Below are 18,135 nucleotides of genomic sequence, written 5' to 3' on the forward strand. Positions count from 1 at the left end.
GCCGCCATGAAGTACCTTCTAGCCATTCTTATACTTGCCTGCAGCTTCGGGGCTTCGGGACAAACTCCATCAAAATCAGCATCAGAGGTGGTTACCAGCAGCACACAGGTTGCCAACCCACTTATACTTATAGCTAAACAGCCAACGGCTATGGGCGCGTTTATACTTCAGCCTGATAAGATAAAAAGCATAGATGTAGTAAAAGGCAAAAAAGCCACCACCCTGTATGGCGATAAAGCCAAAGCAGGTGCCGTTATAATTGAGCTTAAAGACCAGGTTACGTTAAGCAGATTACCGCAGGTGCTGGCTCATTTTGAGGTTCCGGCCGAGCAGCAGGAACTAAAAGTTGCCATTGACGGCAAAATAGTGCAGCAACCGGATATGCTGCTCGTCGAGATTGCTTCTGTAAAAAACCTGGAGGTAACTACTGCTGAAAACTTTTTTGTGGAGGGCGGACAAGAGCAGGTTCTTAACCTGGTTACAAAGTAAAAACCAAACGATACGCTTTGGCTGACCTTATAAAGTTTATGTAAATTGCCACCTTACTTAATTTATATGGACGGCAGAAAAAGATCAAATATAAAACCGGGCCTTCGGGTTAACATCGTACTTAAAGAAGACCAACGCACCGGCGACCTTACCGAAGGCTACGTGCAGAATATCCTGACAAACTCTCCCACGCACCCGCATGGCATTAAGGTTAGGTTGGAGACAGGGGAAGTTGGACGTGTAAAAGAGATTTTAGAGGAAGATTAGGTTACACTTTGGCTTCGCTACCCTATCTGATCACTCTTCTTGCTCAGCCTTGCTTACTTATACTTTCATAGCTTGCTTTGGTGCCCTCCCAAGCCAGGAGGCCTTACCTTTGTGCATTAAATTGTCTACCTAAAGCTGCCTCCAAGCTGCTCCGGCTGTCGTTCACACGGCACGCCGGCGGGACGAAAAGCTAGTTAAAGGTGATCATGTTTCTCTAAAGGAGGACAATGGAAAGCCATCACCTTTGTCCTTTAGAAATAACTTGCCACCTCTTACAGCAGTCCCTCATCTGCGAAGCTATAGTAATCGTTATCAGTAAAAATGATGTGGTCCAGCACAGGCAAATCCAGGAACTGGCCGGCTTCTTTCATCTTCTTAGTTAAAGAAATATCAGCAGCGCTGGGCTTAATATTGCCGCTTGGGTGGTTGTGCACAAGTATAATAGAACTTGCCAGCTGCTCCAGCGCTTTTTTAAAGATGATTTTGGGATCGGCTACGGTTCCGGCCACGCCGCCAGAGCTTATACTTTCCTTTTTCATCACCACATTGGCGCGGTTCAGAAGTATAATCCAGAACTCTTCGTGGGGCAGGTCGAGCAGCTGCGGTTTAATGTAGTTGTAAATATCTGTGGAGCAGGTAATTTGCGTACGGGCAGCTGCAGCTGTCTCTTTGCGGCGGCGGCCCAACTCCAGCGCGCTAACAATGGAAATGGCCTTAGCCTCCCCTATGCCTTTGTGTTTCATCAGGTCTTTTACCGAAAGCCTTGCCAGATCGTTTAAGTCGTTGCCAACTGCAGCAAGTATAAGTTTAGCAACATCCACGGCAGTAAGTTTAGGAGTGCCCGATCCTATAAGTATAGCTATCAGTTCGGCGTCACTAAGGGCGGCTTTCCCCTTTAGAAGCAGCTTTTCACGGGGGCGGTCTTCTTCGGCCCAGGTTTTAATGTTTAGTGGCTGCAGGTATGGCGCATTGGCAGTAACTTCGGTTTCTTTCACTTGCGGTACAAATTTTGATAATAAGAAGATGCTCCTGCAATTATTTTTAAGTAAAATTAGTTCAGGAACAGCAATTGAAGGCTAAACATCTTTTAACTAAAGTAGTTATACTCGCGCAGGCATTGCTCCTGCAGCAGTTTATATAGAACAATGACACAACGGATATTAAACTTTGGCATCGTCGTCCTGATCCTTTTCCTGGTCGATTTGTATGTCTTTCAGGCGGTGCGAACTGTAACGCAGAACCTGGCACCCTTAACGCAACGCATTTTACACGTAGCCTATTGGGCAATTTTTGCCATAACGGCAGGCACTTTTATACTTGCCTCTGCCACACGCGGTACACCACCAAGTACTTTCCAGACATACCTGGCTAGTACGCTGTTTATACTTTTTGCTTCTAAGCTGGTAGTTGTGCTGTTTTTGATTGTGGATGATGTAGTACGGGTAGGCAAACTGGCATTAAACGGCCTAAGCCAGGAAACGCCTTTTAACCCATCGCGCAGCAAATTTATAAGCCAATTGGGGCTTGTAGTGGCAGCCATTCCGCTTTCTGCCTTTGTTTACGGCATGGTTAAAGGCGCTTATGATTACCGTGTAAAAAAGGTAACGTTGCGTTTCCCGAACCTGCCGCAAGCCTTCGATGGCTACAAAATGCTCCAGATATCAGACTTGCACACCGGCAGCTTTAACTCTACCGCCCCTTTGCAGGAAGCTGTAAATATCATTAACAAGCAAGAGGCTGATCTTGTATTCTTCACCGGCGACCTGGTAAATAACCTGGCATCGGAAATAGAGAGCCACATACCGGCGCTTAGCCAGATAAAGGCTAAAGATGCCGTGTACTCTGTACTTGGCAACCACGACTACGCCGACTATGTACGCGAATGGCCACACCCGAACGCTAAAAAGGAGAACCTGCAGCGCATGATCGAAACGCACTCAGAGATGGGCTGGCAGCTGCTCATGAACGAGAACCGCATTATCGAGAAAAACGGGGAAAAGATTGCCGTACTTGGAGTGGAGAACTGGGGTAACAGAGTTGGTTTCCCGAAGTATGGCCGCCTTGAAGACGCTTATAAAGGCACCGAGGGCACTCCTTTTAAAGTGCTGCTCTCTCATGACCCATCGCATTGGGATGGCGAGATAAACCAAAAGTACCCCGACATCGACCTGACTTTATCCGGGCACACGCACGGGATGCAGTTTGGGGTAAACATACCTGGTTTTAAATGGAGCCCGGTGCAGTACGTGTACAAACAGTGGGCAGGCCTCTACAAAAAAGGGCAGCAGCACCTGTATGTAAATACCGGTTTAGGCTTTATTGGCTATCCAGGCCGTGTGGGTTTTTTACCTGAGATTACAGTATTTGAGCTTGAACGTGCTTAAGGTACATTTTTCATACTTGAAAGAAGCCGGACTTTGTGCCGGCTTTTTTTATGCATTTCAGCGTTGTGCACGCAAAGCTACCAAAGCAAAGCATCAAACATAACGCGCACGCAACCGTAATTAACTGAAGCAACAACACGCGTTGGTTTATACTTTACAAAGCCAGCGACAAACCAAAATCAAACCAGACCATGAAAAAGATACTTAACACAGTTTTTGCGGCAAGTGCGCTTTTACTTGCAACCTCCTGCGCCGAGGATAAGGGTACCAGCACCGAAGTAAGCTATGCAAACGAAGACGAAAGAGTAGACCGCAAGCATATCCGGGATTACTACGGAATGGATACTTTGGCGCGAATGGTAACCCAGGCAGGAGCAGAAGTTCCGCAAAATGGCCAGTTGGCAACCGAAATCGTGAAGGCATACTATATAAATGACCGTAAGCTAGATGAAGTAAAGCGCATGTACAACTTCTCTGAGACAACCCTGATGGGAGGGCAAACCCCAACCCAGGATGCGATGAAGAATCCGGATGCTACAAGCGCCACAGACCAACTGGAGCAGCAAAGTATGCGAACGGTGCAAGACAGCGTAAACGAGGTAACCGGTGGTGCAAACACAGAGGATGCAAGGCCTGAAAGCAAAGAGAAACCAGGCAGTAAATCAGAAAAGAACAGCAGCAGCAAAAAGCAGCAAAAGCAATAACTATATTTAAATACGCTAAAAGGCCGGTAAGGAATCGTATACCTGACCGGCCTTTTATTTTGGTTTACCTAGTGCAGCCCATTTTAAAGTTTACACCGCAAAACACCTTCTGCCCTTGTTGCATGCAGTAAAGCTGCGGCACTACCATACACACATGCGCAAACCACACGTTCTAGCTTTTTTTGAACCTTGGTGCACCATCGTTATATTTTTAAAAGAATATTTTGGCGCTGGCATACTTTTTCACAAACTTGGGCGTAGTAACTAAAGCCTCAAGCTAAAAGGCATCTTATCAACCTGTAATAAATGCTCCGTTTTTACCTCCTGTTAAGTTTCACCTTTATGTTGTTGTGCGTAAGTACCCATGCACAGGCCCAACGAAGCCTGCGCGTAAGCGGTACCGTAGTGCAATCAGATAAAAAAACACCGATTCCGGGAGCCAGTATTGTGAAGGTAAACTCCAGCATGGGCGTAATTTCTGATGAGGAAGGCAAGTTTTTGATAGACGTGGCGCAGGAAGACACCTTAATGGTACGCGCCATTGGTTTTAAGCCGCTTTTATACTTGCCGAAGCCTATGCCTGTGTCTGAGATAAGGGTTAACATTGTGCTGCAAGAAGATAGCGTGATGCTAGGGGAAGTAGAGATAACCAGCCGCCCGTCACCGGAAATGATACAGCGCGCTTTGCGTAACATGAAACAGAGCACTACCAGCCAGGCAAAAAAACCCGGCTACATACCCGGCCTGGAGCCACCGCCACCCGGCGAAGCAGGTCCGGCCACTATTATGAGCCCTGCTACTATGCTTTATGATCTTTTATCCAGAGAAGGTAAAGAAAAGCGTAAACTGCAGGAACTGCTGCTGCAACAGGAACTAGAGCGGAAGCTAAAAGAGAAAGAAGACTATAACAGGTTTTTTAAAGATAACAGAGGATACGAATAAGAAGGATCGCTTGCTTAAACTAGCAGGCGATTTTGCTTTATGGCAATTTTACAAATATAGATTGCACAATATATACTAAAATGATAATGTTTTCGTGTTAGTAAAGCACAGCAACGAAAACAAACTATTGAGAGCAGCAGGAGCTAAAAGCTTAATCTCCTTTTTATTCATACTGATAACCTATGCTTTACCGGCACATGCACAGCAGGTAAAAATAACAGGCACCGTAATGCAGGCAGGTAAGCAAGTACCTATAGCCGGAGCAGGAGTTACAGCCATGGGTTCTAAAGCAACAACTGTAACAGATGCATCAGGTCATTTCAGGATGTATGTGCAGGCAAAGGACTCTATACTTATTCGTGCTGTTGGTTACAAGCCTTTAGTTTATAAAGTAAAGCAAAACACCCCTGAGCTGCGCCTCGCCATTATGTTGCACGAAGAAAGCGTGCAGCTACAGGAGGTGCAGGTTACCAGCATGCCCTCAGAGGAAGACATCAGGAAAGCGCTCCGCAACATGCCGGAAAAACCTAAAATGCTTGTTCAGCGGCCGGGTTATGTACCGGGTTCGGAGCCTCCTCCCCCACCTCCTCCTCCACTACCTAACATAGTCTTAAATCCCGCCTCATACTTTTCGAAAGAAGGCACACAAAAGCGTAAGCTAAAAAAGCTGACAGAGGCAGCGAACACAAGGCGCAAGCAACTGGAAGAGGCACGGCTAAAAGCAGAACAGGAGCAGGTGGAACAAAAGTACAACAGTTTTTTCAGGGACAGCACAAGCTACAGATAAGGCAGCTAAACATTAAACTCCTTCGTAAGTTTAGGTTATAACAAAAACCTAAGCTATGAAAATAGGATACCCCTGCATAAACGAAACACTTGACTGCAGCTCCTCACGCACTTTTAGATTAGCGTCTTATTCTGAGGAGCGCATGATAGATACTGTAGCACAAAACCTGGCTTGCCTGCGCCGCATACTAGAGTATAATGTGCAGCACGGGCTCCTGTTCTTCAGGCTTACATCCGGCCTTGTTCCCTTTGCCTCGCACGAGGTAAATCAGTACAACTGGCAGGAGCACTTTAAAATGACTTTCAGGCGGCTCGGGGACTATATCAAAAGCAACAACTTGCGCATATCGATGCACCCTGACCAGTTTGTGGTGCTAAACTCGCCAAACGAGCAAACAGTAAAAAACAGTATTGCAGAGCTGGTGTACCAGGGAAGTGTTCTTGACTTGATGGGGCTTGATACTAGTGCTAAGCTGCAAATACACGGTGGCGGTGCCTACGGCGATAAACCCACAGCTATACAACGCTTTACCGAAGTATACCACACCATGCTGCCAGAGGCTGTAAAGGCCCGCCTATGCGTAGAAAACGACGACCGCACCTATACCTTACAGGATTGCCTGCAACTGCACGAACTTACGGGTATGCCTGTAATTTTCGATAACCTGCACCACGAGTGCGTAAACAACGGCGAACCAATGCGCGAGGCTGTACAGATGGCTGCCGCTACCTGGCAACCCGAAAAAGACGGTATACTGATGATGGACTACAGCTCACAGTCGTTGGGCGAACGCAAAGGAAAGCACACGCAAAGTATACAGGAGCAGCTTTTCCATGATTTTCTTGCTGAAACCGAAGGCCTTGACATGGATATCATGCTGGAAATTAAGGATAAAGAAGCAAGTGCTCATAAAGCCTTGAAATTAGCAAAGCAAATGGGACGCGCTTAAAACATGCCGGCAAGTAAAGTATAAATCCACTCGGCCAGTTGCCACAGCAACCAAAGCAAAAGTATAAACAATGCCACAATGCCAATGATCACGCCAACCAGAATTCCTTTGCCGCTGCCCTGGTACTTGCCTTCGTCGTAATGCGCCCGCAGCATCTTTACGTTGCGCTCATTCGCTTTAAAAGCAAAATCAAACAGGTTGCCAAGTATGGGTATACTGCCAATTACGGTATCCAGGAAGATATTTACGAGCATGAGTATCACCAATTTGCCGCTTGCGCCGTGGCGGGCCATGGTCATAACAAGCGATGCAGAGATAGCAAACGAGGCCAAATCTCCGATAACAGGTACAAACCCAAGTATAGGATCAAGCCCAAACCTGAACCTGGTGCCCGGAACGGTAAACTGATTATCCATCAGTTTAACCATCTGCTCTACCCATTTAAGCTTTTCGCTGCGCGGGGTGCGTGTATAGTGGCTGCTTTGCTGTACCATACCCGCCTATACGTTCTGGCACCTTTAAAGATGCTGCCTACCATGTTGCAGGGCTTAACTACAAGTACTACACGTTACCCGCGCCTCTTTTTAGCATAAGGCTTGTTTCGCTTTTGCTGCTTGCTTTTGCTTTTGGAGCTGTTCCACTTTTTATTTTTGCTTTCCTGGCGGCCGTTGCTAAAGCGCATGCTTCTGCCATCATCGTCTACCACAATGGCCTTGCTGCTCCTGCTAAGAGGCGAGCATGAAGCAAGCATTGCTCCTACTGCTAATACAAGTAAACTTTTAGTAAAAATCCGCATCGCTTAAGTAGTATAGTTAAGTAATCAAGCTAAAGGAGTTTATACTTTATAATTGAATAATGGTTTAGTCCAATTCTTAAATGTTAAGGTAAAATAAAACCGCTACAGATATGCTCTGTAGCGGTTTCTGGAATTAGATTTTATTTCTTTTTCCCATGATGCTTCCCGGCAGGTTTCCCCTTGCCATGGCCCTTACCTTTTTGTTTCGTGTGGCCCGGGTTGGTTGTGTTCGGGTGGTGTGGGTTGTTGGAGTTTTTATACCAGCCTTTGTGCAGGCCATTGTCTTTACGGGCTCCTTCTACACGCACTTGTTTTCCATCTACCACAATAATACGCCCATTGCTGCCTGTACTCTTTTTAGATGTTGAGCATGACGCCACAGCAAGTGCCATACTTAAAAACAGCACTCCTTTGCTAAGTATAAATTTCATAAACGGGTTGGTTACTTTAATCCAGATAAACGGCAAGGTAGTCACCTTTAGTACATACTTGTAGCCACTCAAACTAAATTCTTGCTTAAAAAGCAGCGCAGCTTCTTTAAATACTATTATTGATTTTGTGCAAATATTGGCATTTGCCTTTGTTTTAAACAAGCGTTTTATAAATCTAGGAGATTAAAATTCATAAAAAGACAGCCTCACATTCTGATTTCTCAAAAAAAATTACATTATTTGCAACTGTGCAATCGATTGCGCAGTTATTAGTATACTATGGCAAAGAGAGTCTTAAAGATACACCAGAACGACAATGTACTGGTAGCACTTACCGACCTGAAGGCGGGGGAAACAATTGAGTACAACAACACCACTATAAATCTGGCAGCGGATGTGCCAGCCAAACACAAGTTTGCGCAGTACGAGATGGTGCCTAACCAGGAAATTATCATGTATGGCACCTTAGTTGGTAAAGCAGTTGATGCGATACCGGCAGGTGGTATTTTAAGTACAGGCAACGTAAAGCACCAGGCCTCTTCGTTTGGGTCTAAAACTGCAGACTTTAACTGGCAGGCGCCGGATGTAAGCAAGTATGTTGGTAAAACCTTTATGGGTTACCATCGCCAGGACGGCCAGGTAGGCACAGCTAATAATTGGCTGGTGATTCCGTTGGTGTTTTGCGAGAACAGAAACGTTAACATTATTAAGCAGGCTTTCCTGGATGAGCTGGGCTTTGGACATCAGGATGTATATAAATCTTATGTGCACCAGATGATAGAACTGTACAAAGCAGGTAAAACTGATGAGATTGCACAACTGCCTTTACAAAATCAGTCTCAAAACGGCCAGAAGCGCATTTTCGAAAACATTGACGGCATTAAGTTCCTGACACACGAAGGGGGCTGCGGCGGCATTCGCCAGGATTCTGATACCCTGTGTGCTCTGCTTGCCGGTTATATACACAACCCCAATGTGGCTGGTGCCACTATACTTAGCCTTGGCTGCCAGAACGCGCAGGTAGGAATACTAGAAGAAAAGCTAAGAGCATTAAACCCTAACTTCTCTAAGCCACTTATTGTGCTGGAGCAGCAGAAGGAAGGAACGGAGCAGGAGTTGCTATCGCAGGCGATCAGGAGAACATTCCTTGGTTTAGTGGAAGCAAACAAAGAAGTACGCAAACCTGCACCGCTTAACAAATTAGTTATTGGTTTGGAGTGCGGCGGCTCCGATGGATTCTCAGGTATTTCTGCCAACCCATCTATCGGCCATACTTCCGACCTGCTTGTTGCGCTAGGTGGCAGCTCTGTGCTTTCGGAGTTTCCGGAACTTTGCGGCGTGGAGCAGGAGCTGATTAACCGTTGCGTTACCGATAACGAAGCAGACAAGTTTGTACACCTGATGCGCTCTTATGCACGTGCGGCAGAGGCAGTAGGTTCAGGCTTCGACATGAACCCTAGCCCTGGCAATATAAAAGACGGCTTGATTACAGACGCTATCAAATCGGCGGGTGCTGCCAAGAAAGGCGGTACTTCTCCGGTAGTAGATGTGCTTGATTATACAGAGTATGTAACAAAGCCAGGTTTAACGCTATTGTGCACACCAGGCAACGACGTGGAAAGTACAACTGCTATGGCTGGCTCTGGTGCTAACATCATACTTTTCACAACAGGGTTGGGTACGCCAACAGGTAACCCGGTTACTCCAGTAATCAAACTTTCGTCTAACACCAAACTGGCGCAGCGCATGCCTGATATCATCGACATTGATACAGGTGCCGTAATAGCCGGCGAGAAAACGATAGAGGAAATGGGCGAGATAATCCTGGATTATATTATTGATGTAGCCAGCGGAAACATCAAAACAAAAGCCGACCAGCTTGGCCAGGATGACTTTATACCCTGGAAACGAGGTGTATCGCTTTAATATGTTTAAATAATAACTTAGCTAATAGAAAAGTCTTCTGATATTCGGAAGGCTTTTTTTCTTTGCATCAACAACTACTTAAACAAGAACAGCTTATACTTTAGGCAGTTTTACTTAACCCGGTGTTTGAATGTAACCCTTTTGATCTCGCCCTTAAACCAGGACCGTTTGTCCATGCGGGTACCAATTGATGTTTTTGCTGAAGCGCTGATCGGCATGTAGTCTATTTTGCCCGACACCTCTTCTACGCCGTTCACGAATCCCTTCATCACCCCGTCTTTATACTTCAAAGTGATAGTTGCCCATTCATTTACAGCATGTGTTTTGGCAGGATCTATCAAAGTAAGCGAGGCAGAATCTGTACGCATAAAAAAGTCGGCGTACCATTGCTGCTTATCATTTAAACGGAGTTCGATAAGTATGCGGCGGTTCGGGTTATCGGGGTCTTGTATGTGCAGAAAGCGTTGCTCTATGTTATCCGGATAAGCGGCAAAAGGCTTGAACAGCACTTCTACAGAAAATTCATCGGCACCGGCAATGGGGTTGGCATCTACCAATAACCCGTCATCCTGTCCATCAAAAGCAATTGCTTTGCCACCACCGGTTGCCTTTACTACTTTGGGGTTACCAAGTATAGCAGGCTCGTTCCCTCCTACAGACTTCAACGACTTTAGCTGCCATACTTCTGGCTTTACCTGGGCAAAAGCTGAAGTGAAGCAAAGGCATATAATTGTTAAAAACCCAAGTATGAATTTATAGTTTAGCTGTATCATATAGTAAGTGCGGGAGTGTGATAAGATTGGCTTGAACGCATGCAAGAGTTACTTTCCCCTTAAACAAGATCCTAACAGATGGCAAGAGAAAAGAGTATCTTAAAAAGCTTGGTTTTGATAATGGAAGAAGGTTGATATACTTTGTGAGAGATTTAAAGCCCTACACAAAGTATACTTCATCCTCAATTTGCCTTTACCTCCTTCTTCACAATCCTGTCTGCTAATTCCAGTTTCAGGTTTCGGATGTCGGCTAAAACCAATTGCGCTACTTTACGGGCCCCTAACTCGCTAAAGTGGGTGTTATCGTCTTTTCCATCCGGATAATTTGGGTGCTCGCCGGGCTCCAGCTGCAGAAAAAGGTGTTTTGAGTTTTCGGCTCCGAACTGCTGCAGTAACGCCTGGCTCTTTACATCAAGGTCTATCAGCGGAGCTTTATACTTTTTAGCCACCTCGCGTACTAGCTCCGAATACTCGTTGTGTGTGCCCTCAATTTTGCCGATAGCATCAAACTTGCGTCGGGCAGCCGGGGTTAGCAGTACAGGTATGGCCTTTTTATTTCTGGCTTCGGTAATAAAGCGGGCAAGGTTGGCTTTGTACTGCTCTTTGGGAGTATAGCTTTTTTTGGTCTCTACTTCGTCGTTGTGGCCGAACTGTATAAACACATAATCGCCCTCTTTCAGGTTATCCGATACCGGCTGCCACAGCCCTTCTTCTATAAAAGTGCGGGTGCTGCGGCCGTTCTTTGCGCGGTTATCTACCGTTACACTCTCATCAAAAAAGTATACAAAAGGCATTCCCCAGCCTGTTTCCGGGTAGGCTTTTGTTTCTTTTATAGAAATTGTAGAGTCTCCAATCAAGTATACTTTGATGGGCTTCTTATCTTGCATCATCACACAGGACATCAGCAAAACAGAAGCCGCCATAACTAATAATCGCATCATTACATCTTTACTAATCTATTCAATGCAAATCCATTGCTGCTCGTCAGTTCACGTTCTGCCAGCATCGGTACGCCTCTTTTGCAGAACTGTATGCTGAGTCCCCAAGGGTCGCGCAACATTACCAGGTGCGAGCCATCCTGCAGAAACTGCTCTGATGCAACCGTTGCGCCAGCTGCAACTAAACGTTCTTTATCGAAGGTAGGGTTGGTGGATACAAAAGCAAGGTGTACAATCAAAGGGTGCAGGTTTCTGTAATCTGGAATATCAGCTTCCGGGTTTGCATAAATCTCTACCATCACGCGCCCGCTGTCGTCGGCCATAAATGTTGTGAATGGGGCATCTGCCAACTGCCTTACAACCTGTAGCCCCAGGTGCTCCACATACCACTTCGACATGCTAATCGGATCTTCAACGTTCAATGCAAAATGTTCTAGTTTCATACTTTGTATTATTGATGTTTGTAATCTATTTCAGCCATTTTTCAAGCCAGGCAAAGGCATCTTCCTGCATCCGGATTGTCATGGAGTGCGGCACATCATAGTAATTGCACTTAAACTTACCGGCTGCACCCATGTGCGTGTATATGCTGTTTAACTTTTGCTCAGCGGCTTGCATGCCTTCTATGTTAAACAATTTGTCCTGCTTGCAGTTCATCACCAGTAATGGGCGCGGCGCGTTAAGCGATGCAACGTCCGGTAAATCCAGAAACTCATACTGCTGTGGCACATACATCATCCAGGTATGGCGAGCATGCTCTTTTAGCATGTGCTGGTAAGTGGTAGAGAAAGCCGCTACCACACCCGTTTTTATCCTGCTGTCCAGGCCGAAAAGGTAGGTGCTTCGAAGCCCTCCAAGCGACAAGCCAATGCTGCCGATTCGCTCCGGGTCTACCTCAGGCCTGCTAAGCAGATAATCTACCGCCACTCTGTCGCCTTGGGCAATTATACCCAGCCAAGTAGTGCCAGCTGTAAGAATGGTTTTGTTCATGGGTACCTCCTGGGCGCTGGCAAATTTATTGTAAGCTTTAATGTCCTCACTTTCATCCTCTGAAGCATTGTTATAGTAAGCCTTTGCATTGTTCGGAGACGTTTGTACCGGGTCCAGTTTCTGAGAGCCAAAGTATACTGCATCGGGGCAAAGCACTACAAAACCGCGTTTGGCTAACTCATCGGCATAAGTGCGGCCCTCGTATAGGTTTTGAATGTAGTCTTTAAGTATAACTGGCTGGTTGTTTATTAAAGTATGCTTTTCCTTGCCATAAAAGTAAAAGCCGCCATGGTCGTGCAGGGCTATTACGGCAGGTGCAGGTTTTGTCAGGTTGTCTGGTATCAGCAGGTAGGCTTCAGTTTGCTGCAGGGCATTAAGGTTATACTTTACGAGGTACTGGGTGTAACCATCTCGTTTTGTAGTTTCGAGTATTTGTGGGTTTAATGGGGCAGGTGCAGGGTTAAACGCTAAAAGCTCTTGCAGTTTGCCTTTGGCTTCTTTTCGCCATTTTTTGGTGCTCTTTCTACCTTTGCCCAGGTAAGACAGGCTACTGTTTTCTTTGGCAGCATAGGCATCCAGCGTAGGGTAAAAGTTACCTACATCTGATGTTTGCTGCTGTGCGTAACATGCTATACTTATAGTTGAGAAAAGTATAACTGTAAAAATTATTCGTATGCCTGATGCGCTTAAAAAATTCGCTTTGCTCATACTTAAAGGTACTCTTAAAAATGGTAAAAAAGAGGAGCATAGCTCCTCTCCTTTTGGAATTAAACTTACTTGATAACTAATTTACCTCTTACCACACCGGCTCCGCTTTCTACAGTATATACATACACTCCAGCTTTCAGGCCTGATGTTTTATAGGCAATCTTTGAAAGGCCTGTGTTAAAGTGCTGGTCTGCTACAACGGCTACTTTACCTCCATTTACATTATAAAGGCTTATTTTCACCTTACCGGCTTTGGCTTGGTTAACCTCAAATATTACATTGTCTTTAGCAGGGTTTGGCAGGGCTTTCACATTGCTGTTCTGCTTTGCTGCATCTTTATCAGACGATGCCACCACGCTGGAGTAACCAACCGGATTAGCGCAATCTGTTACCATGGTGCTCTCACCGGTAACTTCTATCCACTCTATGTCGGCAAATGCAAGGCTCTGAATTACTTCCAGTCTTATCTCGTTCACTCCTTTCTCCAGTTGCACACTTACAGGTTCTGTAACCAGGTAGGTTTTGCTATCCTTTGGTTTCGGGAATGACACGTTTTCCAGAGCTGTAGTACCATTGATAAGAACTTTAGCTGCTTCGGTAGCAGCGCTACCACCACCTGCATAGCTCCACTTTAAAGTATAAGTACCTGCAACAGGCGCCTCTACTTTCCAGTTTATACCTTTCCCGGCTGTATTTGGCAGATTAATGACATCACCTCCGGTGCCTGTGGTACGCAGCGAACCATCAAAGCTACACATGCCTACAGTTGCAGCATCCGTTGCTTTGATCTGTACCGTCGGATTGCTACCGTTATCTCCTCCTGCACCTTCTGCCACAAAAGTTGCCGTAAGCGTTTTGTTATTATCCATGGTAATATTTACCGGATTCGCCGTACCCGTAGCAGCTCCGCTCCAGCCATTAAATACCCAACCGGTAGCAGGGGTTGCTGTAATGGCAACTACCTCTCCTTCATCATAAACGCCGCCTGTGGTGCTAAGGCTTCCTTCTCCTACTACAGCTGTTGTAAGTTGGTACGTTATGGTTTGGTTATCACCTGTTATACTTATCTTACCTGTACCCACATTGGCAGGCACGATGGTAGTTATATCGTTTACATCATCCAAAGTATAAGTATAGGGCAGCGTTGTAGCATTCCACCAGTCGCAGTCGGTTTGGGTAATAGAGCTGTTGCCTGACGTGCCGATAAACAGGTTTCCGCTAACGCAGGCATATCCTTCGCCGTCAAATTTATTTGTAGAGATTGGTGTTTTCACGTTCTCGTAAACATTGTTCTCTATTTTGGCATGCGCCCCCTGCCGTACTGCAAAGCCATAGTCTGTAATGTTTTTCAGGTAGTTGTTGTAAAAATGCACCGCACCCCATCTCAGGCTTGGGTTGCGGCCGTCCGTGTTTTCGAAAAAGTTATGATGAAACGTTACGCGTATCTGCCTGTCTTCTGCTTCTGCGCCGGCATTGTCGGTATGTCCTATCAGCACGTTTTTCATGTGGTCATGGAAGTAATTCCAGGATATTGTAACATAGCGCGAGCCCTTTTTAATGTCAAGTAAGCCATCATAGGTATCTACTCCAATGCCAGCGCCTATCTTGCTGTGAAACTCGTTATGGTCTACCCATACATGCTTGCATTCGTCAATGGTAAGTGCATCGTTCGGGTAAAACACTTCATGTATTTTAAGGTTACGCACAATCAGGTTGTTATACTCCCTAAAGTTTAGCCCAACGTTTTCCAGTTCTGCATTACTGCCAAGGCCCAATACCGACAGGTTTGCGCCACGCTTAATTGTAACGATGGTAGACGAACTGGATGTGATCTTACCGCTGATGTACACAATTTGCGGTGTAGTGTTATTTTCCCGGGTGGCAGCCCAGGCCTCTAATTCGGCTAGCGTGCGAATCGTAATTGTTGAACCTCCTGCTCCGCCTGTTGTTGTGGTGTATCCTTCGCCGCTTACGGTGGCAAAGCCTTTCATGCCAAAGTCAGGTGCAGTTGTGGCAGCACTTCCAGCTAAGCTTTTATACTTGTACTTGCCTTTAAGTGGCGCATCAGCTTTGCCTGTAGCAAAGGCACAGCATGTAGCCAGCAGGGCAAACACAATCCCGAGTAAATACTTTTTCATAAAGAATGATTAGAAGGTTAGTTGTATGGATTAAGTGGCTTATTGCATGCAATCGATTGCACAACTTACAAAAAAATATATGCTTTAAATCCGATGCAGCCTGTGAGCTTTACAGGCTGCATCGGAATACTACCTTATCTTTTAACTACTCTGGCAGCAACTCGCGTTTTCTCATCACTATAGATAACTACATAATTGCCCGCTGCTAGCGTACTTACATCAATGTTGGTGCTTTTTGATCCTGCCTTTGCATGGTACGTGGCTACCTTAGCCCCAAGCATATTGTAAACGTTTATACTTGCCTCTTTTGCAGCCGCCGGATGCTCCATGGCCAATTTACCTGCTGCAGGATTTGGATATACCTGCAATTGCTCTTTTGCAGTTTGCAGTTTACTTGCCAACAGGTTCTGCGTTTCTCCTTTTACTTCCACATCTTTCAACAAACCGTATCTACCGGAACTGGAGCTGCCACAGCTAAAGTATAACCTGATGCTAAGCGTTTCGCCAGCGTTTAGCGTTACGCCCTCTGCCTCGTTTAAAGCAACTCTGAAACGGTGGTTAGAACTGCTGTTCTGGTTTGCCAGCACTATAGGTGTGGAGAAGGCGCCATTGCCAGTAGCCGGAAGTATACCTGCCGGACCTTTGCCACCCGTTACATTTGTAGAATCAGCTGTCTGGAAACCAGTTTTAGAGTATACAATGGCAAGTTTCGTGTTGCTGTTTGTGTTGTAGAACGCTGATGTTACAAGTATAGAGTCTACTCTAAGAGTTGCACCAGCTGCTGCGGTAACAGTAAACTGCTCAAAGTAAGCTCTGTTTAAGTTACCACCTGGGCCACCACTCGCCGTACCCCAAAGTCCGCTACCGTCCGGGGCAGCCGAGAAAGCCTGGCCATGCGTGGCCGTATACGCCGGGAAAGCCGGAACAGTAGTGCCATTAGAGACATACAGCTTTTTGAAAGTTGGAGTGCTTGCCACAACGCCTGCTGATCTTATACTTGCGTTATCCTGGTTATTTTCTGTAAGCGGCCATTGCTGCAGCACCACAGACGTTTTCGGATTTTCGTTTAGCTTTTCGCCGGCAACTGCTACGTTTACAGTACTTGCTCCGGTGCTGCTATGCACTATGTTTCCGGTGTAGGCACCGGTAGCTGTCGCATTTAAACGGGCATAAATGGTGGTACCGGCTATCTCATTGTTTGCCTGTGCCAGCACTAGTGGCGATGTGCTTCCACTCCAGGTAGTGCCATCCAAAGAAATCTCGAAAGGCGCAGGTGCTGTGATGGTTACGTCGTTTGTTAAATTGATGCCTGACAAAGTATAAACTTTTGCGCTGGACGGGCCATTCAGGTACTGTGTAAAGTCGCTAAGTGAACCTGTAACTGTTATAGTTGGTACTCTGCTAATCTCAACTGTTTGTGTAATGTGCGCAGCCAAACCATCTTTTGAGGCCTTCAGGTAGTAAAAGTACCTGTTGCCAGCTGCAGGCAAAGCGTCTGTTACCTCAAAGTTAATGTTCTGCGCATCTGCTGCAATTACTTCCCCTACTTTAGCAAATGTGGTGTTGTCATCAGAGCGGAACAATTCATACTTTACGCCCGCTATAGGCCAGCTAATGTTCCAGTAAAAAGTGGTGTTGTTGCTGCCTTTTATGCCCTCGAAATTGGAAACGACAATTTCAGGAGCCTGCGCATTACACATACTTGCCTCTATACCGCAAGGGTCCCAGTCGCCAAAAAGGTTGCTGTTGGTATAGGCTGCTGCCTCTGCATCCGTCAACTGCTTTGACCAGGCCACACGCTGGCTTACATCCAGCAGGCTGCCATCATAATTCCTGCTCTTATATTCTGCATAAAGTATAAGGTCAGTATTCGTCTGGTCTGTCCATTTTGCCCAGCCTTCCGGCTTTATAGCGCTGCTCATAACGGTATTTAAGAAAACTGTTTTGTTGTGCGCCGGGTTGGTTTGTGAACCATCGTTTTGCCATGGTCTGCCCAGTACATATTTCGTTATCCCCCTGTTGGCAGGTATAATGCAGTTTTTAAACACATAGCCGTGCTCCTGGCCTGCCTGCGTGTTGGCTGCTGTAATATAGCTCCCGTTAAGGTTGTCTTTTCTGTCTTTGGCGTAGATGATGCAATCTTCAAAAACAGCCCTGGAGCTACCGAAAATAAAATCTACCACGCCATCTATGTAGCAGTCTTTAAAGTACTGACGTTTGCCGTCGCCGTTTGCCAGCACCGTATCCTGCCCCCCTAAAAAGCGGCAGTTCTTGAACGCGGCTCTATCTCCATTCACGTTAATCGCTAAAGCCTGCGGCGCATCTCCGGTGGTATTTTCGAAGGTGATGTTCTTGGCAAAAAAATCGTTTGCGTTTACAGTTACAGATGCCGATGTTGACGTTCCGTAAAAGCCACCTCCGGGCATTGCCTTGCCATTGTAATCGTCGTGGGTAAGTATGGTGTTGGCAACGCTCTCGCCTACCAGGTAAATGTATGTCTTGTTAGACGGAATGGTTATTTTCTCCTTATACACCCCGTTTTTGATGTAAATTACATAAGGAGAAGTCCTGCCTGTCGGAGCGGCATCGATAGCGGCTTGCACCGTGGCATGCGTACCGGTGCCATCTTTTGCCACCGTTGCTTCCTGTGCCAGTACACTAAGCGGAAGCATGGAAAAGACAGCTACCACTAGTATGGCCAAAGCATTTTTTAGAGTAAAGGTTTGCTTCATATAGAGCTTATTTAAATTAACAAATGGTTGTGCAATCGATTGCGCACAGAACTAAAAAATATATCAAATCCTTAAACCTCCTGTTTAAAAACCTGATATTGTTTTAAAATGCCTGTACTTTGAATTGTTTATTCAACTCGAAATTCAAGTTCCCAGCGCCTCTGAGTTTCACCAACTTGTC

18 protein-coding genes are annotated in these 18,135 nt (G+C 46.0%); 8 read left to right on the forward strand and 10 right to left on the reverse strand.

The features are described from left to right. Nucleotides 1-6 precede the first annotated feature (6 nt). Both Q1A23_RS03695 and Q1A23_RS03700 read left to right on the forward strand, forming a co-directional pair. Entirely contained in the window at nucleotides 7-489 is a 483-nt protein-coding gene (locus Q1A23_RS03695; protein WP_299819659.1) for a hypothetical protein, read from the forward strand. Nucleotides 490-555: 66 nt separating this feature from the next. Then, complete coding sequence (locus tag Q1A23_RS03700; protein ID WP_299819662.1) at nucleotides 556-756, forward strand: YwbE family protein; 201 nt, start codon at nucleotides 556-558, stop codon at nucleotides 754-756. 272 nt (nucleotides 757-1,028) lie between these two features. Here Q1A23_RS03700 and radC read toward each other — a convergent pair whose 3' ends face one another. Then, the gene (gene radC, locus Q1A23_RS03705; RefSeq protein ID WP_299819665.1) at nucleotides 1,029-1,751 is read right to left on the reverse strand and encodes a DNA repair protein RadC; all 723 of its coding nucleotides are present in this window, start codon (nucleotides 1,749-1,751) and stop codon (nucleotides 1,029-1,031) included. Nucleotides 1,752-1,901: 150 nt separating this feature from the next. On the opposite strand from radC, the gene Q1A23_RS03710 reads away from it, so the two are divergent. The 5 genes from Q1A23_RS03710 to uvsE all read left to right on the forward strand — a co-directional run bounded on the left by Q1A23_RS03710 (nucleotide 1,902) and on the right by uvsE (nucleotide 6,522). Next, nucleotides 1,902-3,140, forward strand: a complete 1,239-nt coding sequence (locus tag Q1A23_RS03710; RefSeq protein ID WP_299819667.1) for a metallophosphoesterase — start codon at nucleotides 1,902-1,904, stop codon at nucleotides 3,138-3,140. Between the two features lie 191 nt (nucleotides 3,141-3,331). Further along, complete coding sequence (locus tag Q1A23_RS03715; protein ID WP_299819670.1) at nucleotides 3,332-3,844, forward strand: hypothetical protein; 513 nt, start codon at nucleotides 3,332-3,334, stop codon at nucleotides 3,842-3,844. Nucleotides 3,845-4,186: 342 nt separating this feature from the next. Further along, the gene (locus tag Q1A23_RS03720) at nucleotides 4,187-4,786 is read left to right on the forward strand and encodes a carboxypeptidase-like regulatory domain-containing protein (protein WP_299819673.1); all 600 of its coding nucleotides are present in this window, start codon (nucleotides 4,187-4,189) and stop codon (nucleotides 4,784-4,786) included. 127 nt (nucleotides 4,787-4,913) lie between these two features. Then, on the forward strand, nucleotides 4,914-5,573 hold the full coding sequence (locus tag Q1A23_RS03725) for a carboxypeptidase-like regulatory domain-containing protein (RefSeq protein ID WP_299819676.1): 660 nt from the start codon (nucleotides 4,914-4,916) through the stop codon (nucleotides 5,571-5,573). Nucleotides 5,574-5,628: 55 nt separating this feature from the next. After that, a complete protein-coding gene (gene uvsE / locus Q1A23_RS03730; RefSeq protein WP_299819679.1) occupies nucleotides 5,629-6,522 on the forward strand; it encodes a UV DNA damage repair endonuclease UvsE in 894 nt (297 codons plus the stop codon). Here uvsE and Q1A23_RS03735 read toward each other — a convergent pair. The 3 genes from Q1A23_RS03735 to Q1A23_RS03745 form a co-directional block, all read right to left on the reverse strand. Beyond that, on the reverse strand, nucleotides 6,519-7,016 hold the full coding sequence (locus Q1A23_RS03735) for a DUF4112 domain-containing protein (RefSeq protein ID WP_299819689.1): 498 nt from the start codon (nucleotides 7,014-7,016) through the stop codon (nucleotides 6,519-6,521). The genes uvsE and Q1A23_RS03735 overlap by 4 nt on opposite strands. 74 nt (nucleotides 7,017-7,090) lie before the next feature. After that, nucleotides 7,091-7,273 carry a hypothetical protein gene (locus Q1A23_RS03740; RefSeq protein ID WP_299819690.1) on the reverse strand — a complete coding sequence of 61 codons (183 nt, stop codon included), beginning with the start codon at nucleotides 7,271-7,273 and terminating at the stop codon, nucleotides 7,091-7,093. A gap of 185 nt (nucleotides 7,274-7,458) precedes the next feature. Beyond that, nucleotides 7,459-7,821, reverse strand: a complete 363-nt coding sequence (locus tag Q1A23_RS03745) for a hypothetical protein (protein ID WP_299819691.1) — start codon at nucleotides 7,819-7,821, stop codon at nucleotides 7,459-7,461. A gap of 207 nt (nucleotides 7,822-8,028) precedes the next feature. On the opposite strand from Q1A23_RS03745, the gene Q1A23_RS03750 reads away from it, so the two are divergent. Continuing rightward, the gene (locus tag Q1A23_RS03750; protein ID WP_299819692.1) at nucleotides 8,029-9,675 is read left to right on the forward strand and encodes an altronate dehydratase family protein; all 1,647 of its coding nucleotides are present in this window, start codon (nucleotides 8,029-8,031) and stop codon (nucleotides 9,673-9,675) included. Between the two features lie 110 nt (nucleotides 9,676-9,785). On the opposite strand, the gene Q1A23_RS03755 is transcribed toward Q1A23_RS03750, so the two are convergent. The 6 genes from Q1A23_RS03755 to Q1A23_RS03780 all read right to left on the reverse strand — a co-directional run bounded on the left by Q1A23_RS03755 (nucleotide 9,786) and on the right by Q1A23_RS03780 (nucleotide 17,954). Next, a complete protein-coding gene (locus tag Q1A23_RS03755) occupies nucleotides 9,786-10,448 on the reverse strand; it encodes a LamG-like jellyroll fold domain-containing protein (RefSeq protein WP_299819693.1) in 663 nt (220 codons plus the stop codon). Between the two features lie 182 nt (nucleotides 10,449-10,630). Beyond that, nucleotides 10,631-11,389 carry a rhamnogalacturonan acetylesterase gene (locus Q1A23_RS03760; RefSeq protein WP_363322022.1) on the reverse strand — a complete coding sequence of 253 codons (759 nt, stop codon included), beginning with the start codon at nucleotides 11,387-11,389 and terminating at the stop codon, nucleotides 10,631-10,633. Beyond that, nucleotides 11,389-11,829: a VOC family protein gene (locus tag Q1A23_RS03765; RefSeq protein WP_299819694.1), complete on the reverse strand. Its 441-nt coding sequence runs from the start codon at nucleotides 11,827-11,829 to the stop codon at nucleotides 11,389-11,391. Before Q1A23_RS03765 ends, Q1A23_RS03760 begins: the two co-directional genes overlap by 1 nt. 25 nt (nucleotides 11,830-11,854) lie before the next feature. Further along, complete coding sequence (locus tag Q1A23_RS03770; RefSeq protein WP_299819695.1) at nucleotides 11,855-13,084, reverse strand: alpha/beta hydrolase family protein; 1,230 nt, start codon at nucleotides 13,082-13,084, stop codon at nucleotides 11,855-11,857. A 65-nt stretch (nucleotides 13,085-13,149) separates the two neighbouring features. Then, nucleotides 13,150-15,222: a T9SS type A sorting domain-containing protein gene (locus Q1A23_RS03775; protein WP_299819696.1), complete on the reverse strand. Its 2,073-nt coding sequence runs from the start codon at nucleotides 15,220-15,222 to the stop codon at nucleotides 13,150-13,152. Between the two features lie 134 nt (nucleotides 15,223-15,356). After that, entirely contained in the window at nucleotides 15,357-17,954 is a 2,598-nt protein-coding gene (locus tag Q1A23_RS03780; protein WP_299819697.1) for a pectinesterase family protein, read from the reverse strand. Nucleotides 17,955-18,135 lie beyond the last annotated feature (181 nt).

It is taken from the genome of uncultured Pontibacter sp. (genome assembly GCF_947492645.1).
Lineage (GTDB): Bacteria > Bacteroidota > Bacteroidia > Cytophagales > Hymenobacteraceae > Pontibacter.